12 protein-coding genes are annotated in these 18,485 nt (G+C 45.2%); 9 read left to right on the forward strand and 3 right to left on the reverse strand.

Annotation, left to right across the window (positions count from 1 at the left end):
- Window positions 1–55 precede the first annotated feature (55 nt).
- The 7 genes from DQQ10_RS20360 to DQQ10_RS20390 all read left to right on the forward strand — a co-directional run bounded on the left by DQQ10_RS20360 (window position 56) and on the right by DQQ10_RS20390 (window position 10,119).
- Window positions 56–1,249, forward strand: a complete 1,194-nt coding sequence (locus tag DQQ10_RS20360; protein ID WP_112748766.1) for a GAF domain-containing sensor histidine kinase — start codon at window positions 56–58, stop codon at window positions 1,247–1,249.
- Window positions 1,250–1,301: 52 nt separating this feature from the next.
- Window positions 1,302–4,706, forward strand: coding sequence for a HEAT repeat domain-containing protein (locus tag DQQ10_RS20365; RefSeq protein ID WP_112748767.1), 3,405 nt, complete (start codon window positions 1,302–1,304; stop codon window positions 4,704–4,706).
- Window positions 4,707–4,826: 120 nt separating this feature from the next.
- Window positions 4,827–6,098 (forward strand): M23 family metallopeptidase, encoded by a 1,272-nt coding sequence (locus DQQ10_RS20370; protein WP_245970485.1) that lies wholly within the window; start codon window positions 4,827–4,829, stop codon window positions 6,096–6,098.
- 20 nt (window positions 6,099–6,118) lie between these two features.
- Window positions 6,119–7,318 carry an alpha/beta hydrolase family protein gene (locus tag DQQ10_RS20375; protein WP_112748769.1) on the forward strand — a complete coding sequence of 400 codons (1,200 nt, stop codon included), beginning with the start codon at window positions 6,119–6,121 and terminating at the stop codon, window positions 7,316–7,318.
- A 115-nt stretch (window positions 7,319–7,433) separates the two neighbouring features.
- Window positions 7,434–8,168, forward strand: a complete 735-nt coding sequence (locus DQQ10_RS20380; RefSeq protein WP_112748803.1) for a (Fe-S)-binding protein — start codon at window positions 7,434–7,436, stop codon at window positions 8,166–8,168.
- A complete protein-coding gene (locus tag DQQ10_RS20385) occupies window positions 8,168–9,550 on the forward strand; it encodes a lactate utilization protein B (protein ID WP_112748770.1) in 1,383 nt (460 codons plus the stop codon). Before DQQ10_RS20380 ends, DQQ10_RS20385 begins: the two co-directional genes overlap by 1 nt.
- Window positions 9,547–10,119 (forward strand): LutC/YkgG family protein, encoded by a 573-nt coding sequence (locus DQQ10_RS20390; RefSeq protein ID WP_112748771.1) that lies wholly within the window; start codon window positions 9,547–9,549, stop codon window positions 10,117–10,119. The genes DQQ10_RS20385 and DQQ10_RS20390 overlap by 4 nt, the downstream gene beginning before the upstream one ends.
- Before the next feature lie 62 nt (window positions 10,120–10,181).
- On the opposite strand, the gene DQQ10_RS20395 is transcribed toward DQQ10_RS20390, so the two are convergent.
- A complete protein-coding gene (locus DQQ10_RS20395) occupies window positions 10,182–13,649 on the reverse strand; it encodes a DUF5689 domain-containing protein (RefSeq protein ID WP_112748772.1) in 3,468 nt (1,155 codons plus the stop codon).
- Between the two features lie 333 nt (window positions 13,650–13,982).
- Here DQQ10_RS20395 and DQQ10_RS20400 point away from each other — a divergent pair, with 333 nt between their 5' ends.
- On the forward strand, window positions 13,983–14,885 hold the full coding sequence (locus DQQ10_RS20400) for a hypothetical protein (RefSeq protein ID WP_112748773.1): 903 nt from the start codon (window positions 13,983–13,985) through the stop codon (window positions 14,883–14,885).
- Window positions 14,886–15,232: 347 nt separating this feature from the next.
- On the forward strand, window positions 15,233–15,817 hold the full coding sequence (locus DQQ10_RS20410; protein ID WP_112748775.1) for a DinB family protein: 585 nt from the start codon (window positions 15,233–15,235) through the stop codon (window positions 15,815–15,817).
- 757 nt (window positions 15,818–16,574) lie between these two features.
- Here DQQ10_RS20410 and DQQ10_RS20415 read toward each other — a convergent pair.
- On the reverse strand, window positions 16,575–17,909 hold the full coding sequence (locus DQQ10_RS20415; RefSeq protein WP_112748776.1) for an ammonium transporter: 1,335 nt from the start codon (window positions 17,907–17,909) through the stop codon (window positions 16,575–16,577).
- Window positions 17,910–18,099: 190 nt separating this feature from the next.
- The gene (locus DQQ10_RS20420) at window positions 18,100–18,288 is read right to left on the reverse strand and encodes a hypothetical protein (protein WP_133259705.1); all 189 of its coding nucleotides are present in this window, start codon (window positions 18,286–18,288) and stop codon (window positions 18,100–18,102) included.
- Window positions 18,289–18,485 lie beyond the last annotated feature (197 nt).

The raw sequence follows: 18,485 nt of genomic DNA on the forward strand, positions 1-18,485 counted from the left end.
AATTAGTGTAAACCTTACCTTTTTTATAATTTTGACTAGGACCGTACGAGTCATTATGAAGCACGCGCCCATCCCGAAGGATGAAAAAGAACGACTGCTGGCGTTGGATGAATATGCCATCCTAGATTCCGCCGCAGAAAATATGTACGACGAAATCGTCGAGCTTGCTTCATTTATATGTGATGTGCCGATTTCAACGATCACTCTTGTTGACGATCAGCGGCAATGGTTTAAAGCCCGAAAAGGAATAGAGGATTCTGAGACACCACGCGATGTTGCTTTTTGCGCACATGCCATCTTACAAGATGATATTATGGTCGTGACGGATGCGACTAAGGATGATCGTTTTTACGATAATCCCTATGTAACAAATAACCCTGATATTCGCTTCTACGCCGGGATGCCTCTGATTACGCATGGCGGCTATAAACTCGGAACGCTTTGTGTCATTGATCGAAAGCCGAAAGAGCTCTCAAGACATCAGTATTTTGCCCTTCGTGTATTGCGCGATCAAGTGATGAATATGTTTGAGCTTCGAAAGAAGAACATCGAATTGCATCGCATTCATGAAATGCATAATCGCTTGCTTTCTATCATTGGCCATGATCTTCGTGGGCCAATCAATTCTATTGAGGGCTTGCTCTATCTTGCAGAACGCTACGACCTTTCTTTAGAAGAGTATAAAGAACTCATCCCGCGTATGCGGCAGATGCTCGATACCTCGAGTAACTTATTGTTAAATCTTTTGCATTGGGCAAAGTCTCAGATTGAAGGAAAGTTCAACAATGCACAGCGACTCAATCTACAAGTCGTTGTACAAAACATCTTAAATGCCCACGCGCAGATTTTTGAAGCCAAGAAGAATCAAATTGTGAATAACATCAACGCTAATCATGTGATCATGGCTGACCGAAATCGCATGGAGTTTGTTATTCGCAATCTTCTTTTGAATGCCAATAAGTATACCGAGCGCGGTACATTAAGTATCAACTCGCTCGATTTGGGCGGGGCGCTTGAAGTAAATATTTCCGACTCTGGTGTCGGTATCGACGAGCATCGTCAGAATGGAATTTTCTCTTGGACAGAACGCAATAGGACGGACGGTACACGTGGTGAGAAGGGAACAGGGCTAGGTCTTCCGATGTGTAAAGAATTCGTGGAGGAAATGGGTGGGAAGATATGGGTAACATCTAAGGTTCACCAAGGAACGACTTTTTGTTTTACCATCCCACTTGCGAAGCCTCAATAACATGACCCAAAAAAACGCTTAAATCATATCAAAACTTTTCACCAAAATCCCGATGATCAATTTTTCTAAGCGGACACATTTTGCTTCGCTCTTGTTAGCGTGCGCATTTTTAGTTTTCAGTTGTCAACAAAAAGAAGCACGTGTTAAAAATGTAAAACAATTCCAGCCAGAGAAGGTGGCGGCTATGGCTAAGCAGGTTGAATCTGTTGTGTCACCTCAGCTAGCACCAGGTCTTACATTGCGCGCGTGGGCCGTAGATTCTTTAATGGGCGATCCTGTGTCGATTGATATCGATGATCAGGGCAATTTATTTTACACGAGAATCATCCGACAAAAACATTCAGAATTTGATATTCGAGGACACCAAGATTGGGAAATCGAATCGATAAAACTTCAAACCATCGAAGATAAGCGTGCCTTTCTTCATCGCGTACTTTCACCGGAGAATAGTGAAAAGAATAAGTGGCTTGGTGACCTAAACAAAGACGGCTCTCATGATTGGAGAGATATGACTGTCGAGAAAGAGCAAGTGTTCCGTCTTGAAGATACAAATGGTGATGGCCTTGCTGATTTCAGTCAACTTGTGATTGAAGATTTTCATGATGAAGTCACTGACGCTGCAGGTGGTATTGCAAAACATGAAGATGATCTTTTTGTGGCTATAGGACCAGACCTTTGGAAACTAAAAGACAACGACAACGATGGTGTTGCTGATGAAAAGACGTCTTTGTCTCACGGCTATGGAATTCACGTAGGTTTTAGCGGTCACGGAATGTCTGGTGTTGAAGTTGGACCTGATGGAAAAATTTATTGGCAAATCGGCGATATTGGTTTTAACGGTGTTGACGCCGATGGAAAAAAATGGGAACATCCCAACAGTGGTGTAATCGTGCGCGCCAATCCTGATGGAAGTGACTTTGAGGTTTTCGCGTATGGCAATAGAAATACGCACGAGTTTGTATTCGATGAATACGGAAACATGATTAGTGAAGACAACGATGGTGATCACCCTGGCGAGAGTGAGCGTATTGTCTACGTTGTAAATGGTGCAGACATCGGATGGAGAATTAATTGGCAATTTGGAAAATATCGCGACCCTGACAACAATACCTACAAGGTGTGGATGGATGAAAAGCTTTACAAGCCACGCTGGGATGGACAAGCTGCCTACATCACGCCGGCCATTGCCAATTATGTGAATGGTCCTACAGGTATGCTTTATAATCCGGGTACCGCGTGGGGACCAGAATGGAAGAATCACTTTTTTATTGCAGAGTTTGTGGGGAATCCAGCGCAATCTGGCATTCACGGTTTCACGTTGAAACCAAAGGGCGCAACGTTTGAGCTAGGCGAAAGCAAAAAGGTTCTTGGTGGTGTGTTAGCAACAGGAATGGACTGGGGCCCAGATGGCGCGATGTACGTTGCTGACTGGATTGATGGTTGGGACACAAAGGATCATGGCCGTATTTGGAAACTCGACGTCGATAAACCCGATACATTATTGAGAAGTAAAGTCAAAGCAATTCTCAATGCAGATTTTTCTGATTACGGTGACGATCAACTCAGCGAATTGCTCAAGCATGATGACATGCGTGTTCGCCAAAAATCACAATTTGCATTAGCGAAACGCGGCGATGAGGGCCTCAAAATATTTAAAGCTAACGTGGCACAAACAAAGCATCAGCTTGCGAGAGTACATGCGATTTGGGGTATCAGCCAGCTTGCGCAGAAAAATCTCGAGCATGCCGCCTTACTCATTCCATTGTTAAAGGATAATGATCCAGAAATTCGCGCTCAGGCAGCACGTTGGATTGGCGAAGTTCGCTACGCTGGTGCCGGCGATGCGTTAACCGCGCTCCTGAAAGATGAGTACAGTCGTGCTCGTTTCTTTGCAGCAGAAGCTTTAGGAAGAACAGCGTATGAAAAGGCCATTACGCCATTGATAGACCTGCTTGCTGCAAACAATGATGAAGATGCTTACATCAGACATGCCGCAAGTCTAGCGCTCGCGAGAATCAATAAGCCGGAGCCGTTAACGGCATTGACTACACATGCAAGTAATGCCGTGCGACTTGGGGCTGTGTTAGCGTTGAGAAGAATGCAGCACGAAGGCATTCAGAATTTCCTGAATGATCAAAATGAATATATCGTTACTGAGGCCGCCCGCGGAATTAATGACGACCTTTCCATTTTGCCAGCACTCCCGGCATTGGGTAATCTTTTAAAAGCTACAAAATTTAACGGCGAGCCTTTGGTGAGAAGAGCGATCAACGCAAATCTTAGAGTTGGAACAGATGAAGCGATGCAAAATCTGATCAGCTATGCCGCGCGCGAAGACGCGCCCGCCGCCATGCGCGCCGAAGCGTTGGCTGCACTAAGTACCTGGAGCAAACCTTCCGTGGTGGATCGTGTCGATGGAAGGTATCGCGGTGAAATAAAACGCGATGATGGTCCTGTAAAAAGTAAGTCCTCTGCTGCGTTGATTACCCTTTCAACGAACAAAGATGCAACGGTTCGACTTGCAGCGGTAAAAGCCACAGGTAAGTTGAAGATTGCGCTGGCGAGCGATAAGTTGCTCACAATCCTCAAGACAGATAAAGATGCGCGTGTGAGAGAAGAAGCGTTGAAGTCGCTTGCCGCTATTGGCGCAACGAATATCGGCGACGCCATCAAAGCCGGCCTGGCGGACAAAGAAAAGAATGTTCGTGTTACGGCGTTAGACCTTCTTCCGAAAATGGAGCTTGCACATGATCTGATGGTGTCGTTGCTGTCGCAAGTGATCAACACCAAAACGGTCGAGGAAAAACAAGCAGCTTTATTAACACTGGGAAGTCTTCCGGCGCAACACACCACACCGGTGTTTGAAAAATTACTCGTTCAACTTGAGCAGAAAAAATTACCCTCTGAAGTTCAGCTTGAACTTGCTGAAGCGTTGGATAACGTTGGTAACGCTACGCTAAAAACAAAACTGAAGGATATCATATCGAAATCATCTACCGATACGCTAGCCGCTGCTTATGCAGGCGCTTTATGGGGCGGAGATGCTGATAAGGGTGGACGGATATTTTATAGTCATCAAACGGCACAATGTATTCGCTGTCATTCATTGGGTGATCATGGTGGAAACGCTGGTCCACGCTTGAACGGCGTTGCAAATAAATTGTCCCGTGAGCAGTTACTGCAAGCTTTGATAGACCCTAGCGCACGCCTTGCCCCGGGGTATGGAATGGTAACACTCGGCTTGAAGAACGGAAAAAGTGTAAGCGCTATTTTGCAAGAGGAAACAGCAACGACATTAAGGCTGAAATTCGGCGATAAACCTGATACAGTAGTAACGAAGACTGATATCAGCAATCGCAAAAACGCCATGTCGAGCATGCCGCCGATGAGACTGCTGTTAACGAAAAAAGAAATTCGTGATGTTGTCGCTTTCATCGCGACATTAAAGGACGAGTAGCCATTCCGTTGTAAGGCGATCGGCAATTGTTTGCAGATCGCCTTGCTTCGTTGTTTAAACTAAATTTAACTTTCGTGTGTTGATGATGGCATGCGAAAAATCCTCTACGTTGTCGTGAGCATGATACTCCTTTCATGCAATGGTATTAAAAGTATAAAGTCGGCATTCATAAAAAAATCTCCCTATGAGCATTATGTGCAGCGCTTGGAGAATGCTCAACTCGATAAAACTGTATTGGCATCGTCGTGGATAGACGCTGGCAAGCGTGCATTGCAAGACTCCATTACGATATCGCTTCCGTTTACAGAAGGGGGCTCTTTTCAAGCGGGTATTCCGGAAGCGCGGTCGTATTCATTTGCAGCGCGCGATGGTCAGGTGTTGCAAGTAAGCGCGAAGATAAAATCAGCGCAGTCGGCTGCTATGTTTGTTGACCTTTTTGCCCGCACAGATACCACATGGACTGCCTTAGCGCATGGTGATTCAACATTACAGCTATCATATGAATTTGAGAAGGATCAACAATGCTTGATTCGAATTCAGCCTGAGTTGTTGGTCAATACCTATTATACTATTACGATTACCATGACACCCGTACTTGTGAATCCTGTTCAGGGTGCATCGAATAAATCTATTGGGAGCTTCTATGGCGACGCGCGCGACGGCGGGAAAAGGAAACATGAAAGCGTCGATATTTTTGCGCCGAAAGGAACACCAGTAGTAGCACCAACAGCAGGTCGTATTACACGCGTCGGTACAAGCACGCTCGGTGGAAAAGTGGTTTGGATGCAAGATGGTAAGCGCGGTAACTCATACTACTTCGCGCACCTCGACGAGCAATTGGTGAAGCCTGGCGTGAACGTCAAGCAAGGAGATACGCTCGGGTTGGTTGGAAATACAGGTAATGCAAAATATACGCCGTCGCATTTACACTTTGGAATTTATCAAACCAAAAGTAAAGATCCCATTCACTATATACTCACGATGGATAAACTTGATAACCCATCGCCGCTTGATACGGCATTCAATTTTCAGCCTTACCGTGTGATTCAGAAAAACGCATTGCTTCGTGTCGGGCCTGATGTGAAGCAAGGCGTGCGAGAAAAGTTGTCGAAAGATACTTACGTGCGGGTACTTGCGCAGACTAAGACCTGGTATCGCGTGGCACTCCCCGACAACAGGCAAGGATTTTTGCCCAAGAGCATCGGGTCTACAGACAAGGGAAGGCTGATACGATTGAAGAGTGATGCGACGTTGTTATCTGAAAGTAAGGATGATGCCGCGCCCCTCGAGCATCTTCAGAAATCTTCCACCGTGGAAATCCTTGCGCGCTTTAAGAATTTCGATTTTGTAAAGACAAAGGCCGGGCAAACTGGCTGGATCATGGCACTTTAACTATACGAACGACCATACCTATGAATATTTTTAAATCATATCTCATCACCCTTTTCAGCACAGCGGCCATCGTCGCGTGTGGTGACGATGCATCGACGGATAAGCCGATCGCAGGCGAATCAAATAGCTATTTCGTGTCGGCAGAACAAACAGCAACGGTGTCGCTACCGGTTCTTCAGTCGTTCGCGCAATTGTCTGGTGAGACAGAATTCTTAAAGCTGTTGAAGTATGCAGTTACAAAATATACCATCGTTTATAAAACGACTTTTAAAGGTGAGGTGATTGATGCATCGGGTGTTCTTTTTATTCCCGAGGGTATTCGTGATGCAGCACCGTTGCTAAGCCTTCAGCATGGAACTGAATTTGTAAAGTCTGACGCGCCATCCACATCTAGCGATCCCACGGGGATGGAGTATTTTGCGTCTGCAGGGTACATTGCCTTTATGCCTGATTTTGTTGGCTATGGAAAGTCATCTCAAATCTTTCACCCATATTACGATAGAACCTCGTCTGCACAAAGTGTGATTGACATGATTAAAGCGGTGAAAGAATACTTACGCGAGCACAAAATCGCATTTAATGATAAGTTGTTTCTCGCTGGATATTCCGAGGGAGGATACGTTACCTTAGCTGCAGCGAAAGAAATAGATACAAATGCAAGTCATGATTTAAAAGTTACCGCCGTAGCAGCTGGTGCGGGAGGCTATGATTTATCGTCGATGTTGGAGAGTGTTACGCAAGCTGAACATTATGCATACCCAAGCTATTTGGCATTTGTACTCACGGCTTACAATAAAACCTATGACTGGGGTAGGCCGACCAGCGATTTCTTTAATGAACCCTATGCAAAAGCTATCGATACTTATCTTAACGGAAATTATTCAGGAAGTTTTCTCAATAGCAAACTTACGACCACGGTATCAGCGCTGCTCAATCAGGATTTTTACGCAAGTCTTAGCCAAAGCAATGGCGAGCTTGTAGTGAAGAGGGCGCTCGCTGATAATTCGGTGTTAGGATGGAAAACTGATATTCCCATCCTGCTCTATCATGGTACTGCCGATGAGATTATTCCGTTCACAAATTCAGAACGCACGCTGCAAAATTTTAAATCAAACGGGGCTAATCAGGTGTCCCTGATCACCATTCCAAAGGGAACACATGGTAGTAGTTTTGTGCCTATGCTTCGTGATTTCGTACCTCGATTCGAAACACTGCGATAAATTTTGAAAATGACTGTTGTTACTGCGCAGCCTTCGCGCAACAATGGATTACTTTTTATCAGGAAGCAATTTTGGTTATCTTCTAAAAAGAACAATCTTTGATAGGAATTCTGTCATGAAAGTAGGATTGTTCATACCCTGTTACGTCGATCAGTTTTATCCGAAGGTTGCTATTGCTACGCTCGAACTCCTTGAGCGATTAGGAATTGATGTTTATTATCCTGTCAATCAAACATGTTGTGGTCAGCCGATGGCTAACGCAGGATTTGAACATCTCAGTGATAAAAATAATAAGCTGTTCATTCACAATTTCACAGGCTTCGATTATATCGTGTCGCCATCTGGAAGTTGCTCGTTGCACATCAAAGATCATTTGCATACACGTGGAGATGATTCTGCAGCAGCAGCGATTCGTTCGCGCGTAATGGAGCTCACCGAATTTCTTACCGATGTTGTTCAGGTAAGATCATTGACCAGTCGCTTTCACTTTAAAGTTGGATTGCATCAAAGTTGTCATGGTCAACGTGGTTTGGCAATTGCTCAAATGTCGGAATTGGTAGCGAAGCCATTTTCAAAATCGGAGTCACTATTGAAAATGGTTGGTGGTCTCGAATTAATTTCACTGGATCGCAAAGATGAATGTTGTGGCTTCGGCGGAACGTTTTGTATTTCAGAGGAGGCGGTCTCCGTGAAAATGGGCAAAGATCGTATAGCTGATCACATTCAACATGATGCGGACTTCATCACCGGAAGTGATATGTCGTGCTTGATGCACTTGGATGGGATTTTGAGACGACAGAAAAGCAAAGTACGTGTTGTACATATTGCAGAAATCCTAAATGCGCAATGATGGGCAATCAACCAACGCAAGACCACGCTACACGTGCAGAGGTATTCAATCGTGATGAAGCGCGTGTCGATTGGCATGATAAGACGTTGTGGTTTATTCGGCAAAAACGTGATCGCGCTGCGTGGACTATACCTGATTGGGAAGCGCTTCGCGATCAAGCCTCAGCAATAAAAGACAACGTACTTTCTAATCTACATGACTACTTGATTTCGTTTGAGGCACAAGCGCAGCGTAATGGTGTTGTTGTACACTGGGCCGCAGATGCAGAAGAGCACAATGAAATTGTCCATCAGATCTTAAAGCGCCATCAGGTTTCTAAAATCGTGAAGAGTAAATCCATGCTTACGGAAGAATGTCGTCTCAATGAATATCTTCATGATCATGGTGTTGAGGTGGTGGATACGGACCTTGGTGAAAGAATTGTACAACTCGCGGGAGAACCGCCGAGCCACATCGTTCTACCTTGTATCCATTGGAAGAAAGAGGAGATAGGCGCCTTGTTTCATAAGCACCTTGGCACCCCTGAAGGAAATGCCGATCCAACTTTTCTAACGGCTGCAGCGCGCACTCATCTGCGGCAATCGTTCATGTCGAGTAAAGTCGCGATAACTGGCGTCAATTTTGGCGTCGCAGAGACGGGTGAAATTGTAGTGTGTACAAACGAGGGAAACGCCGATCTCGGTGTTCAGCTCGCCGATGTTCACATCGCTTGCATGGGGATTGAAAAGCTTATTCCAGAAAGGAAGCATCTCAGTGTTTTTCTTCGACTGTTAGCCAGAAGTGCTACGGGGCAACCCATCACAACATACTCGAGTCATTTTAGAAAGCCGCGGCCGGGACAAGAGATGCATATCGTTCTAGTGGACAACGGTAGGAGTGAACGAATGAAGCATCATTCCTTTAAGAATGCGTTGAAGTGTATTCGTTGTGGCGCCTGTATGAATACTTGCCCCGTGTATCGACGCAGTGGTGGTCATAGCTACAACTATGCAATCGCCGGACCCATCGGATCGATCTTAGCGCCTTCACTGGATATGAAACAGTATGCTGACCTTCCGTTTGCATCGACGTTGTGTGGTTCGTGTTCAAATGTTTGTCCCGTGAAGATTAACATCCATGAGCAACTTTACCAGTGGCGCCAAGTTATTGTTCAAGCAGGTTATGTTTCGAAACAAAAGGAGGTGGGAATCGCCGCGATGACAGCAGTGCTATCGCGTCCATGGTTATATCGCTACGCCGGAAATGTGGGTCGATGGTTCTTGAAAACATTTCCGACGTTGGCATCAAATAAAATAAATCCATGGGCAAAACAACGTGAAATGCCGGCGCCGCCTTCACAAAGTTTTCGGAGATGGTATCAAGATAATCGAAAGAAGAAATGAGTCGCGATAAAATGTTATTGGCAATTCGTGAAGCGTTACCCAAAGAGGCCACCGCGATACCCGATTATCAACCATCGGCAACAAGCTTCGACGTTGTTCAGAAATTTATCGATACGCTTGTTGGTATTGGTGGCGCGGTCATAAAGGTGAGCTCGCTGTCGGTGGTAAATGATTATGTCATTAAACATTTCTCTGGTCAGCGTGTCGTGAGTTTGGTGCAAGGCGTAGATTCTTACGCGACAACATTAGAAGCGGACCCTCATTTACTCGAAAACGTAGCACTCACCGTGGTGCCAGGAGCATTCGGTGTTGCAGAGAATGGCGCCGTATGGATCACAGACGGCAGCATGGGAGACCGGGCGTTGCCTTTCATTGCAAATAATTTAGCAATGATAATTTCCGCGCAAGATATAGTGCCAACACTCCATGAAGCTTATCAACGCATCGGTGCCGATGGATACAATTTCGGTACCTTCATCGCTGGTCCTTCTAAGACTGCCGATATAGAGCAATCGCTTGTACTGGGCGCTCATGGACCGAAGAGTAATACCATCTTTCTGCTCGCGTAAAAACAAAGCGCCCCTTCATTACAAAGAGGCGCTTGAACAAGAGAGTCCTTTAGAGAAAACGATTATGATTTCACCAGGCGGAATTGATGGGTTTCGCTTTGATGAACCACTTTGATAATATAAATGCCTCGTTTAAGTTGCATGAAGCTGGATTCGAGTACGTCATTCACTTTGTCGAGCGCTCCATTTGTATGCAGTAATAATTCTCCTGTGCTACTGCGTAACTCCAGCGAAATAAATGCCGACAACTCAATGCCTTCTGTCACGAGCTTCGCTGTATGTGTCGTTGGGTTTGGCGCGACGTTCATAAAAATGTTTCGCAGTCGGCTGTCAAGAATGGTAAACACGGATACTGTTGGATTTTTTGCAGTGATACCACTGGATACAGAAGCGATCTTAAAGGTCACCACTTCGGCAATCTCACGTCTGCTGTCGCTGAGCGGTGTGATGACGAATGACGTTTCATTGCTGCCAGCGTCAACAGGCAACGTAATCTTACCATTCACAACGGATGGGGTAGTGGTATAATCTGATCCATAACTTGCACCTAACGCATTGGTGACTTGCAATGTAATGTGTTGTTCTGTCGCCACAGGCGTCGAGAGTTTTAACTGAATGGTTTGATCGCCACTACCTTCAAAGGCAGAGGAAATGATTTTTGCAAAAGAAATTTCCGGTATATCGTTATCCGTAATGGTCAACGCGAACATGGAAGAGTCACCGGAAACAAATCCGTAACCCGGTTGAATGGTAAAGATCGCCTTTTCGTTGGTTTCGTCGAAGAAGTCATCAACTACCCTGATGTCAAAATGCGTTTGAAGTGAATCGCTCTCCAGTGTCACATAAATGGTGCTGCTTAACGAATCTCCAGTTACAACATAGTCTTCGTTCACGATCGCGTTTCCGGAAATGTGAACTGCAATTGTTTTGGTTGAAGAAAATCGCTTCGAAGAACGTAGTGTTATGCGATAGGTTGATGAGTCTACTTCTGCAACGGCGGCTGCTGCTGAAACGAAATTAATGCGAGGTGCTGTTAAGGAGTATCTCGTGATTACTGGAAGATGATCGGAAGTTGTGTTGCCATAGTTAGGTATCGTGCCAAAGGGAGTGATAATCGTCGCCGCGCCGTCGATGTATTGCGTGTGCATCTCGTTAGAAATAATTTGATGGTCGATAACATCGTTGAAGCTTACGGTGGATCTTGCACCCGCTTCACTTAAGACTTTAGTAACGGTTGAATAGCGCGCCGTGTCGTTCACAAATGCTTGATAGGGCGATTGTAGTCCTGATGTGATCGATTGATCGAGGTCGTCATTCAAATCACCGAGGATAATAAAATTCGTATTTGCGAAGTGCGTATCTAACGTGTCCTTAAGTACCGCAGCGTCATACAGTCGGCGTGCGTGGTCGGCAGGAGTAGAGCCCGATTTTGCATGGATATCAATCAATGATACTATCGTTTCTACACCGCTGATATTGATGGACGCCTTCAACAAAAACGGAAGTCTTCCACTGGAATAAAAACTGCTCGCACCGCCTCCAGGATAGCCAGGTAGAAGAGATGCATCATAGAGGCGCGCAGAGTCATACAGATTTTCAAATAATGCGCGTGAGGAAAGTGCGCTTACTGTTAATGTGTCGTAGATGTAGCAAACCTTCTGTGGAGGAAAGTTGCTGGGCCCATCAAAAGAGTAGGAGAAGCGATCGGAACAGACACCTTTGTAGTGGCCAAGTTGACGAACCAATGCAAAGAACGACGAGTCATCGGATATTTCTTGCACAGCAATGATGTCGGCCTGCAATGAATCTAATACTTGTTTTACGTTTGCTAACTGTAATGCTTCATCAGCTGGTCCATATTCCTCTGGATAATCTTCTCGCGTGGCACCAAAGAATTCGAGGTTCCAATTTACAATGTCAAGTGTTTTATGTTTCGGGATTGTATCTGATGGGACAGTAGGTTCGTCAGCACCAGGAATGTCAGCGCGGAAACGCGGCAGAAGTTGTGCGTTGGATCGGAACCTTCCGACAACACCTGTGATATCGACAATGCCCTGTGGTTTGGTAAGCCCAGGGATGTCCGTGTCGCCATCAATTCGTAAATCGATCGACGTTGTGTCGTTTGTGATAATCTCTGTGCTCTGCGGATAAAAAACAAAATTTGTGTTGACAAGCCTAACGTTTCTAACCGTTACCAATTGTCCTTCGTGTGCAGCTAATGCGGACGGCGAAATTACCTTTGGTGCTCTGATAATTTGCGGGCCACCAGCGTCGGTGAAAATGATGTTGCTTCCACTGATCTGTACTTGATTATTAAACACGCCAATAGGGCCCGTTACAATAATTGAGTCGCCGATCTCAACCGAAGATGCCATCGTGTAATCGAATACAGGAATGCCGCCTGTGACATCTTGGATATAGGCTGGGTTGCCGTGTTGGTTTGCAACGGTGATCCTACCCGCCACCGTCACACGTGTTCCAATAGGCTGAGTGCGTGCTGCTGCAATAGGAATGATATTCGCAGCCTGAACAAATCCGTTGCCGGTTAAGCTGATCGACCTCTGTACATCGTCACTGACGTGAAGTATCGAATCGCGTGTGAGTCCATTTCTCGTGGGTGTGAACTTTACAACGATGCGGCCGCCAGTAGGTAGCAGCGTAAGTGAATTTGAAAACGTAACGCCATCAACGGATATGCTAAACTCGGAACCGAAGGTAAAAACAGCAATGGAGTCGGGGAGATTTTTTCCGGCTACATGATAGCTTAATGTGTCTGATGAGCCGACAATCACATCTCCAAAATTTAAGGATGCCGGTGAGAAAGTGATGGCTGTTGTTCCAAGATCGATGCCAATGGGTGTAATACTGAAGTCATCAATACTTAGGCCGTCGTCAGCGCCGCCAGCATTGAAGTCATTCCAGCGAATAAAGAATTTTGTACCCGGTGTTATTGTAAGTCCATCGATTGTCGTTATAAGAACAGTGCTGCTGAGCGAGTCGTTGCCATTCAATGCTCCGGCAGTGCCAGTAGAAATCGGACCATTAAAGTCAAGTGCGTCGAGATCGGACCATGTTCCGGTGGTCAACGATGTAGCATCGAGACTGTATTGAAAATCAAGGCGGTCAATTCTATTTACCGCGCCGAGTCTCCACTGTTCACCGCGATAAGAAATTTGTAGCGCGTTGATCACGGTGCCAGTATTGTTGACAAAGCCAGCGCCAACAGTGGGAATAAGTGATCCCGATTGCAATCCTCCAAAGGATCGCTCGCCGTTTGTTCCGAAGCTATAAGTGTTCCCCGCATTGGCACTGCCCGTCGATGACGCATACGTCGTGTTAGCATTCGTTCCTGACTCTACCGCAACCCAACCGTGTGGAAATGTCGAAAAATCATTGGTGGTACCTGTGCTTAATAGTGAGTCAAAGTCTTGACGGTACGAAGCATTGATTTGAAACAAACTGATCTGAGCGTGAAGATGTGATATCGTTGCGCACAAAAACAAGAATAAGAAACTGTAGTGTAGTCTCATGCTGCATTAGGTTAATCGTATGGAAATCTAGGCAAGGCATATGACAGCAATGTTTCCGTCACGTTATCGAATCGTGCAGAAAGATACAGTCAAACGTTAGTCAGATGCCTTTGCTAAAACACACGAAGATAAAGCGACACCCAACGATTGCCGAGGTGAAGCCAACCCGATTTACGAGGGTATTTTTCCGGTCACCAGCAATCCCCAATTTCCACGCCCCAACACCCAAGACCTAATACCTAATGCATGTGCTAATGCTGTTATCGATGCCGTTGAATTGACATGCCGTAGATCTAACGTGAATGTGTATCTTCGCGATAGATCTACGTTTGTATGAAAACAATCCTTTACGGTGTCATTTTTACTTTTCTACTTTTTGCTTGTAGGCGAAGTAATGAATCAACGACGGCTGCGGATTCGACCGGATATGATTCCTCGGCAACAAATGCAGGTGCTCAGCAACTTACCATGAAGCAGTATGATGCACGTCTCACGGCATTGCCAATAAAGCTTTCATCTTCGGGAGAGGGGCTGGAAATTTTCAAAGTGAACTTCAACAAGCAAAATCCGGTATCATGTGATAGTGCGTTCGATCGTTATTTGATTTTTCAGTCGGAACTGATCAATACGCTCCAACAGCAACTTGAGGCACGTGCCGACTACGAGGTGTTGGCGAGCTGGTCTGAAGAAGTAAAATTTTCGGAAGCGACTCAGGCTTATATCGATTCACTAGCGCAAAATGCATTGCGAATGACACAAGAAGAGGGTGTTACGTTTTTAGATGCGGAGCCCGAAATGATCAAGCGCGAGTTTCATCCGTTTATGTCGCCTGCGGGAAAAGATTACATAACGCAATGGCAAATTGAAACGGAACATCCTTTTGCGATTGATGCAGGCTTCACGATTTCTGTTGAACAACTTATTGATCGATTGGTTTACTGGGACAGCTTCCTGGATAAGTATTCTGGCACCATATTTCAAAAAGAAGTAGAAGCAAAAAAGAACGCTTACTTATACTTTCTCTTGATCGGAATGGACAACACACCGGCATTCGACTATGGCGAGACGGAGCGTTTAAGCGATGAGTTTAGGAATGCCTATGTTAACTTCGTTGGCAAATATCCACCGTCGAAAAGCAGATCCGTTATTGAAGAATACTTGAAGTTGTTAACGTCGACCGATTTCAAAAAGACCGAAGCCATCGACAAGTTCGTCGACCGTTACAGCAATTTTTGATGTGAGTTAGTTGTGTTTACAGTAGCGCCATCAATAAATTTTATTGTTGTATAACTTCATAGAATGGCTGTGAGTAACAGCAAGTTGAGTGCTTAGAATTATTCCAAATCACATTTTTCTTTTGTCGACTGTAGGAACTTAAGAAAAAATCCGTTTACCTTTGTCTCATTATGAATACGCCAATGTTCCATTTCGCCGCAATGACGCCGCTTCGCAAGGATGTGAAGTGCGTAATTATTGCCCGGGACAAGATGGTGTTTGTACGATGATAGAAAAAATACAAACAACGATATCGAAAGCCTGGGCCTCATACCCAGGCTTTTTTTTTGATTATTACTGAACAACAAATGACCCTCGAACATATTCTCATTAACCTAAAACGCGAACTCATCCGCACTTTCGCAGTCGTGGACGAATGGTTCGACAAAGAGCACTCGTTGCATTGCTATCGTCCCCAAAATGGCGGATGGTCTGTGAGCGAAGTGTTGGAGCATATCTCCCTCACCACGCAAGACCTGTTAGTACTCGTAGAAAAAGGAAAACAAAAAGCGCTTGCTAAAAGCAGCGATGAACAAGCATTGAAGTCTGCAGTTGAAAACTATTCACTCATGAAGGATGGCTTTCAAGAAATTGCGAAGCCTGGAACGTTTCAATGGCATAGACCAAATCATCATGCGCCGTCGGGAAAAGAATTGCTTACCGATGTACGCGCAAAGTGGCGTGACCAATTGCTGCACTGCCTTTTAACCTTGGACCAACTACCCAATGGTGAAGGGGCGTTGCATCAAACGACAATGACTGTTAACAATCTGGGCAAGTTGGATGTGTATCAATACTTATATTTCTTGGCGTTACACGCACAACGTCATATCATTCAATTGAAAAAGATTGAAGATGAATTCAGCAACGCTGATGTCAATGTAAATGCTTAAAAGAATTCAAGAATACATAGCGCATGTTAAGCGAAAAGGCTGTTGAAAAAGAAATTTGGAAGCAGCCTTCTTTTTGTGTTTAGTAACATCAATGCAACGCACCCTCGTAATCGCTACCTACCGTTTCCACCCATTTCAATCCGTGGTTAATTGCACGATGGCTTTGTGTTCGTTAACGTTTCGCACTACCTATCGTTTCCGCGGAATTCAATCCTCAGTTAAACCGCACGATACTTCTTACGTTTCCGCAGATTTAATCGCACGATGGCTTTGTGCTTGTTGACGCATTCCGCTACACACCGTTTCCGCGGATTTCAATCCGCGGTTAAACCGCACGATACTACTTTCGTTACGCAGATTTAATCGCACGATGGCTTTGTGGTTGTTGACGCATTCCGCTACACACCGTTTCCACGGATTTCATTCTGCGGTTAATCGCACGATGCTTTGTGTTCGTTGACGTATCCGCTACACCGTTTCCGCGGATTTTAATCCGCGGTTAAACCGCACTATGGTTCTGTGTTCGGTGCCGTTTACGCTACACACCGTTTCCGCGGATTTCAATCCGCGGGTAATCGCGCGCCAATCCGCACGATGGCTTTGTGGTGGTCGATGTTTTATACTACGCACAGTTTCCGCAGATTTAATCGTACAACACTGCACACCGGTTCCATAGATTTATTCGCATTATGAAACTCACGATCAAAAAAAGCCCGGAAGTTATTTCCAGGCTTTCGCTATAGTCATCGAAAGATCTTTACTTCGCAGAGCTCAAGTCTGTTGAGTAAAGTGTTTCTTCTACTTCTTCTGTTTGATATGCTTCTTGTTTATCGGACTTCACAAGGAGCGGTGAGATGAGATCTGTAATTTTCATGATGATCATTGATCCTGCAAAAACAAACACGACCACAACGATCAACGCTTGCACGTGAATAAAGAAAAGGGGAGAGTTCCAGTTAAAGAACAGCCCGTCACCTGTTGCATTACCGTAAACTTTTGTATTGGCGAGAAGGCCTGTCATCAACATTCCAACAGCACCGCCTACGCCGTGACAAGGGAATACATCGAGCGTATCTTCGAGTGATGTCTTAGAAGTTTTCCAACTTACCATGATGTTACTGATTAAGCTCGCGAATGTTCCGATGAACAAGCTTGAAGGAATCGTGACAAATCCTGCGGCCGGTGTAATGGCAACGAGTCCTACAACAGCTCCGATACAGAAGCCAAGTGCGGAAGGTTTTTTACCTCTTACGGCATCGAAAAGAATCCAAGCAAATCCAGCAGCGGCAGAAGCCGTGTTGGTAGTAGCAAACGCCGCAGCGGCTAACGTACCTGCGCTCATCGCACTACCAGCGTTGAATCCAAACCATCCGAACCAAAGCAAGCCGGTGCCCAATAGAACATATGGAATGTTTGCTGGTTGTACGTGTGTCTTTGCTTCATTTCTCGTGCGCAAGTAGATCGACGCAGCAAGCGCTGCAATACCGGCCGACATGTGCACCACTGTTCCGCCCGCGAAATCAAGCACGCCCCACACGGCCAAGAATCCTTTTGGATGCCATGTCCAATGTGCTAATGGTGAATAGATGAAGATGGTAAATAGAACGAGGAAAATGATATACGATTTGAAACGAACGCGCTCTGCGAATGTACCTGTGATGAGCGCCGGTGTGATGATTGCAAATTTCAATTGAAAGAATGCGAACAACACGAAAGGAATTGTCTTCGCGCCGCTCCAAGGTTCATGTCCTAATACATTTTGAAACATGAAATGTGAAAATGGGTCACCGATAAGTCCGCCTTGTGAGTCGCCGAAGGCCAAACTAAAACCAACAACAATCCAAACGACGCCGACAACACCCATCGCGATGAAGCTTTGGAACATCGTGGTCACAACGTTCTTCATGTCGATCATACCGCCATAAAAAAAGGCGAGTCCTGGCGTCATCAATAATACAAGTGCCGACGCTGCAAGCATCCATGCAATATCTCCCTGATCATAGGCCCCTGCGAAGGGCGCTTCAGCAGGCATAAAAACTCCTGCAACGCTGACGGCTATCAGCAACAAGAGAAAGATTAAAGATTTTTTCATAGTGGCTTAAAATTCTGGTTGTAGTACCTCAAAAATCCGTTTTTTTAAGCAATGGTGGGTCTGTGCGAATGTGTTTTTGAGATAAAGTCATCGAAAACGTTTGAGATACGTAGAAAATTTAATCAACAAGCCAAAATCTTGTGATTTTTTGAAAGAATTCAAAAGACGGGCAGCCTTTAAAATGAATAATTCAGGTTGTATGGGTCTTTTTTACGGTCATTTCGCCAACAAAACCATCTTTAAAGGAGAATAAGGATATTTTTCGAACTACTGCTTTATATTTTTTGCCATTTGCCAGCCTAATCATCACAAAATCGCCGCTGCTAATGTCCCATGCCGATTTTGCCGCAACACGACAGTCTACTTCTTCATTTTTCATAAAGAGGTCACTAGCATCCCGTTCGAGTTGATACCAATACATTCTTTTGATTGTGTGTGGGGTTTAAAGTTAAAAGTTAAAGGTGGAAAGTAGAACGTTCGTTCATGCCTGGTAGACGTTGACCTTTTGTAAAAGGGTTTGAAGTCGATCATCGATCACCCATTTTTGACAGCTCATCTCCAATTGCCCACACGATA

The sequence above is a fragment of the Pseudochryseolinea flava genome, assembly GCF_003286915.1.
In the GTDB taxonomy this organism is placed as follows: domain Bacteria; phylum Bacteroidota; class Bacteroidia; order Cytophagales; family Cyclobacteriaceae; genus Ohtaekwangia; species Ohtaekwangia flava.

Excerpts from the sequence above, each read along its gene's own strand:
- DQQ10_RS20360 (WP_112748766.1), top strand. The coding sequence starts at position 56 with ATGAAGCACGCGCCCATCCCGAAGGATGAAAAAGAACGACTGCTGGCG.
- DQQ10_RS20365 (WP_112748767.1), top strand. The coding sequence starts at position 1,302 with ATGATCAATTTTTCTAAGCGGACACATTTTGCTTCGCTCTTGTTAGCG.
- DQQ10_RS20370 (WP_245970485.1), top strand. The coding sequence starts at position 4,827 with ATGATACTCCTTTCATGCAATGGTATTAAAAGTATAAAGTCGGCATTC.
- DQQ10_RS20375 (WP_112748769.1), top strand. The coding sequence starts at position 6,119 with ATGAATATTTTTAAATCATATCTCATCACCCTTTTCAGCACAGCGGCC.
- DQQ10_RS20380 (WP_112748803.1), top strand. The coding sequence starts at position 7,434 with ATGAAAGTAGGATTGTTCATACCCTGTTACGTCGATCAGTTTTATCCG.
- DQQ10_RS20385 (WP_112748770.1), top strand. The coding sequence starts at position 8,168 with ATGGGCAATCAACCAACGCAAGACCACGCTACACGTGCAGAGGTATTC.
- DQQ10_RS20390 (WP_112748771.1), top strand. The coding sequence starts at position 9,547 with ATGAGTCGCGATAAAATGTTATTGGCAATTCGTGAAGCGTTACCCAAA.
- DQQ10_RS20395 (WP_112748772.1), bottom strand. The coding sequence starts at position 13,649 with ATGAGACTACACTACAGTTTCTTATTCTTGTTTTTGTGCGCAACGATA.
- DQQ10_RS20400 (WP_112748773.1), top strand. The coding sequence starts at position 13,983 with ATGAAAACAATCCTTTACGGTGTCATTTTTACTTTTCTACTTTTTGCT.
- DQQ10_RS20410 (WP_112748775.1), top strand. The coding sequence starts at position 15,233 with ATGACCCTCGAACATATTCTCATTAACCTAAAACGCGAACTCATCCGC.
- DQQ10_RS20415 (WP_112748776.1), bottom strand. The coding sequence starts at position 17,909 with ATGAAAAAATCTTTAATCTTTCTCTTGTTGCTGATAGCCGTCAGCGTT.
- DQQ10_RS20420 (WP_133259705.1), bottom strand. The coding sequence starts at position 18,288 with ATGAAAAATGAAGAAGTAGACTGTCGTGTTGCGGCAAAATCGGCATGG.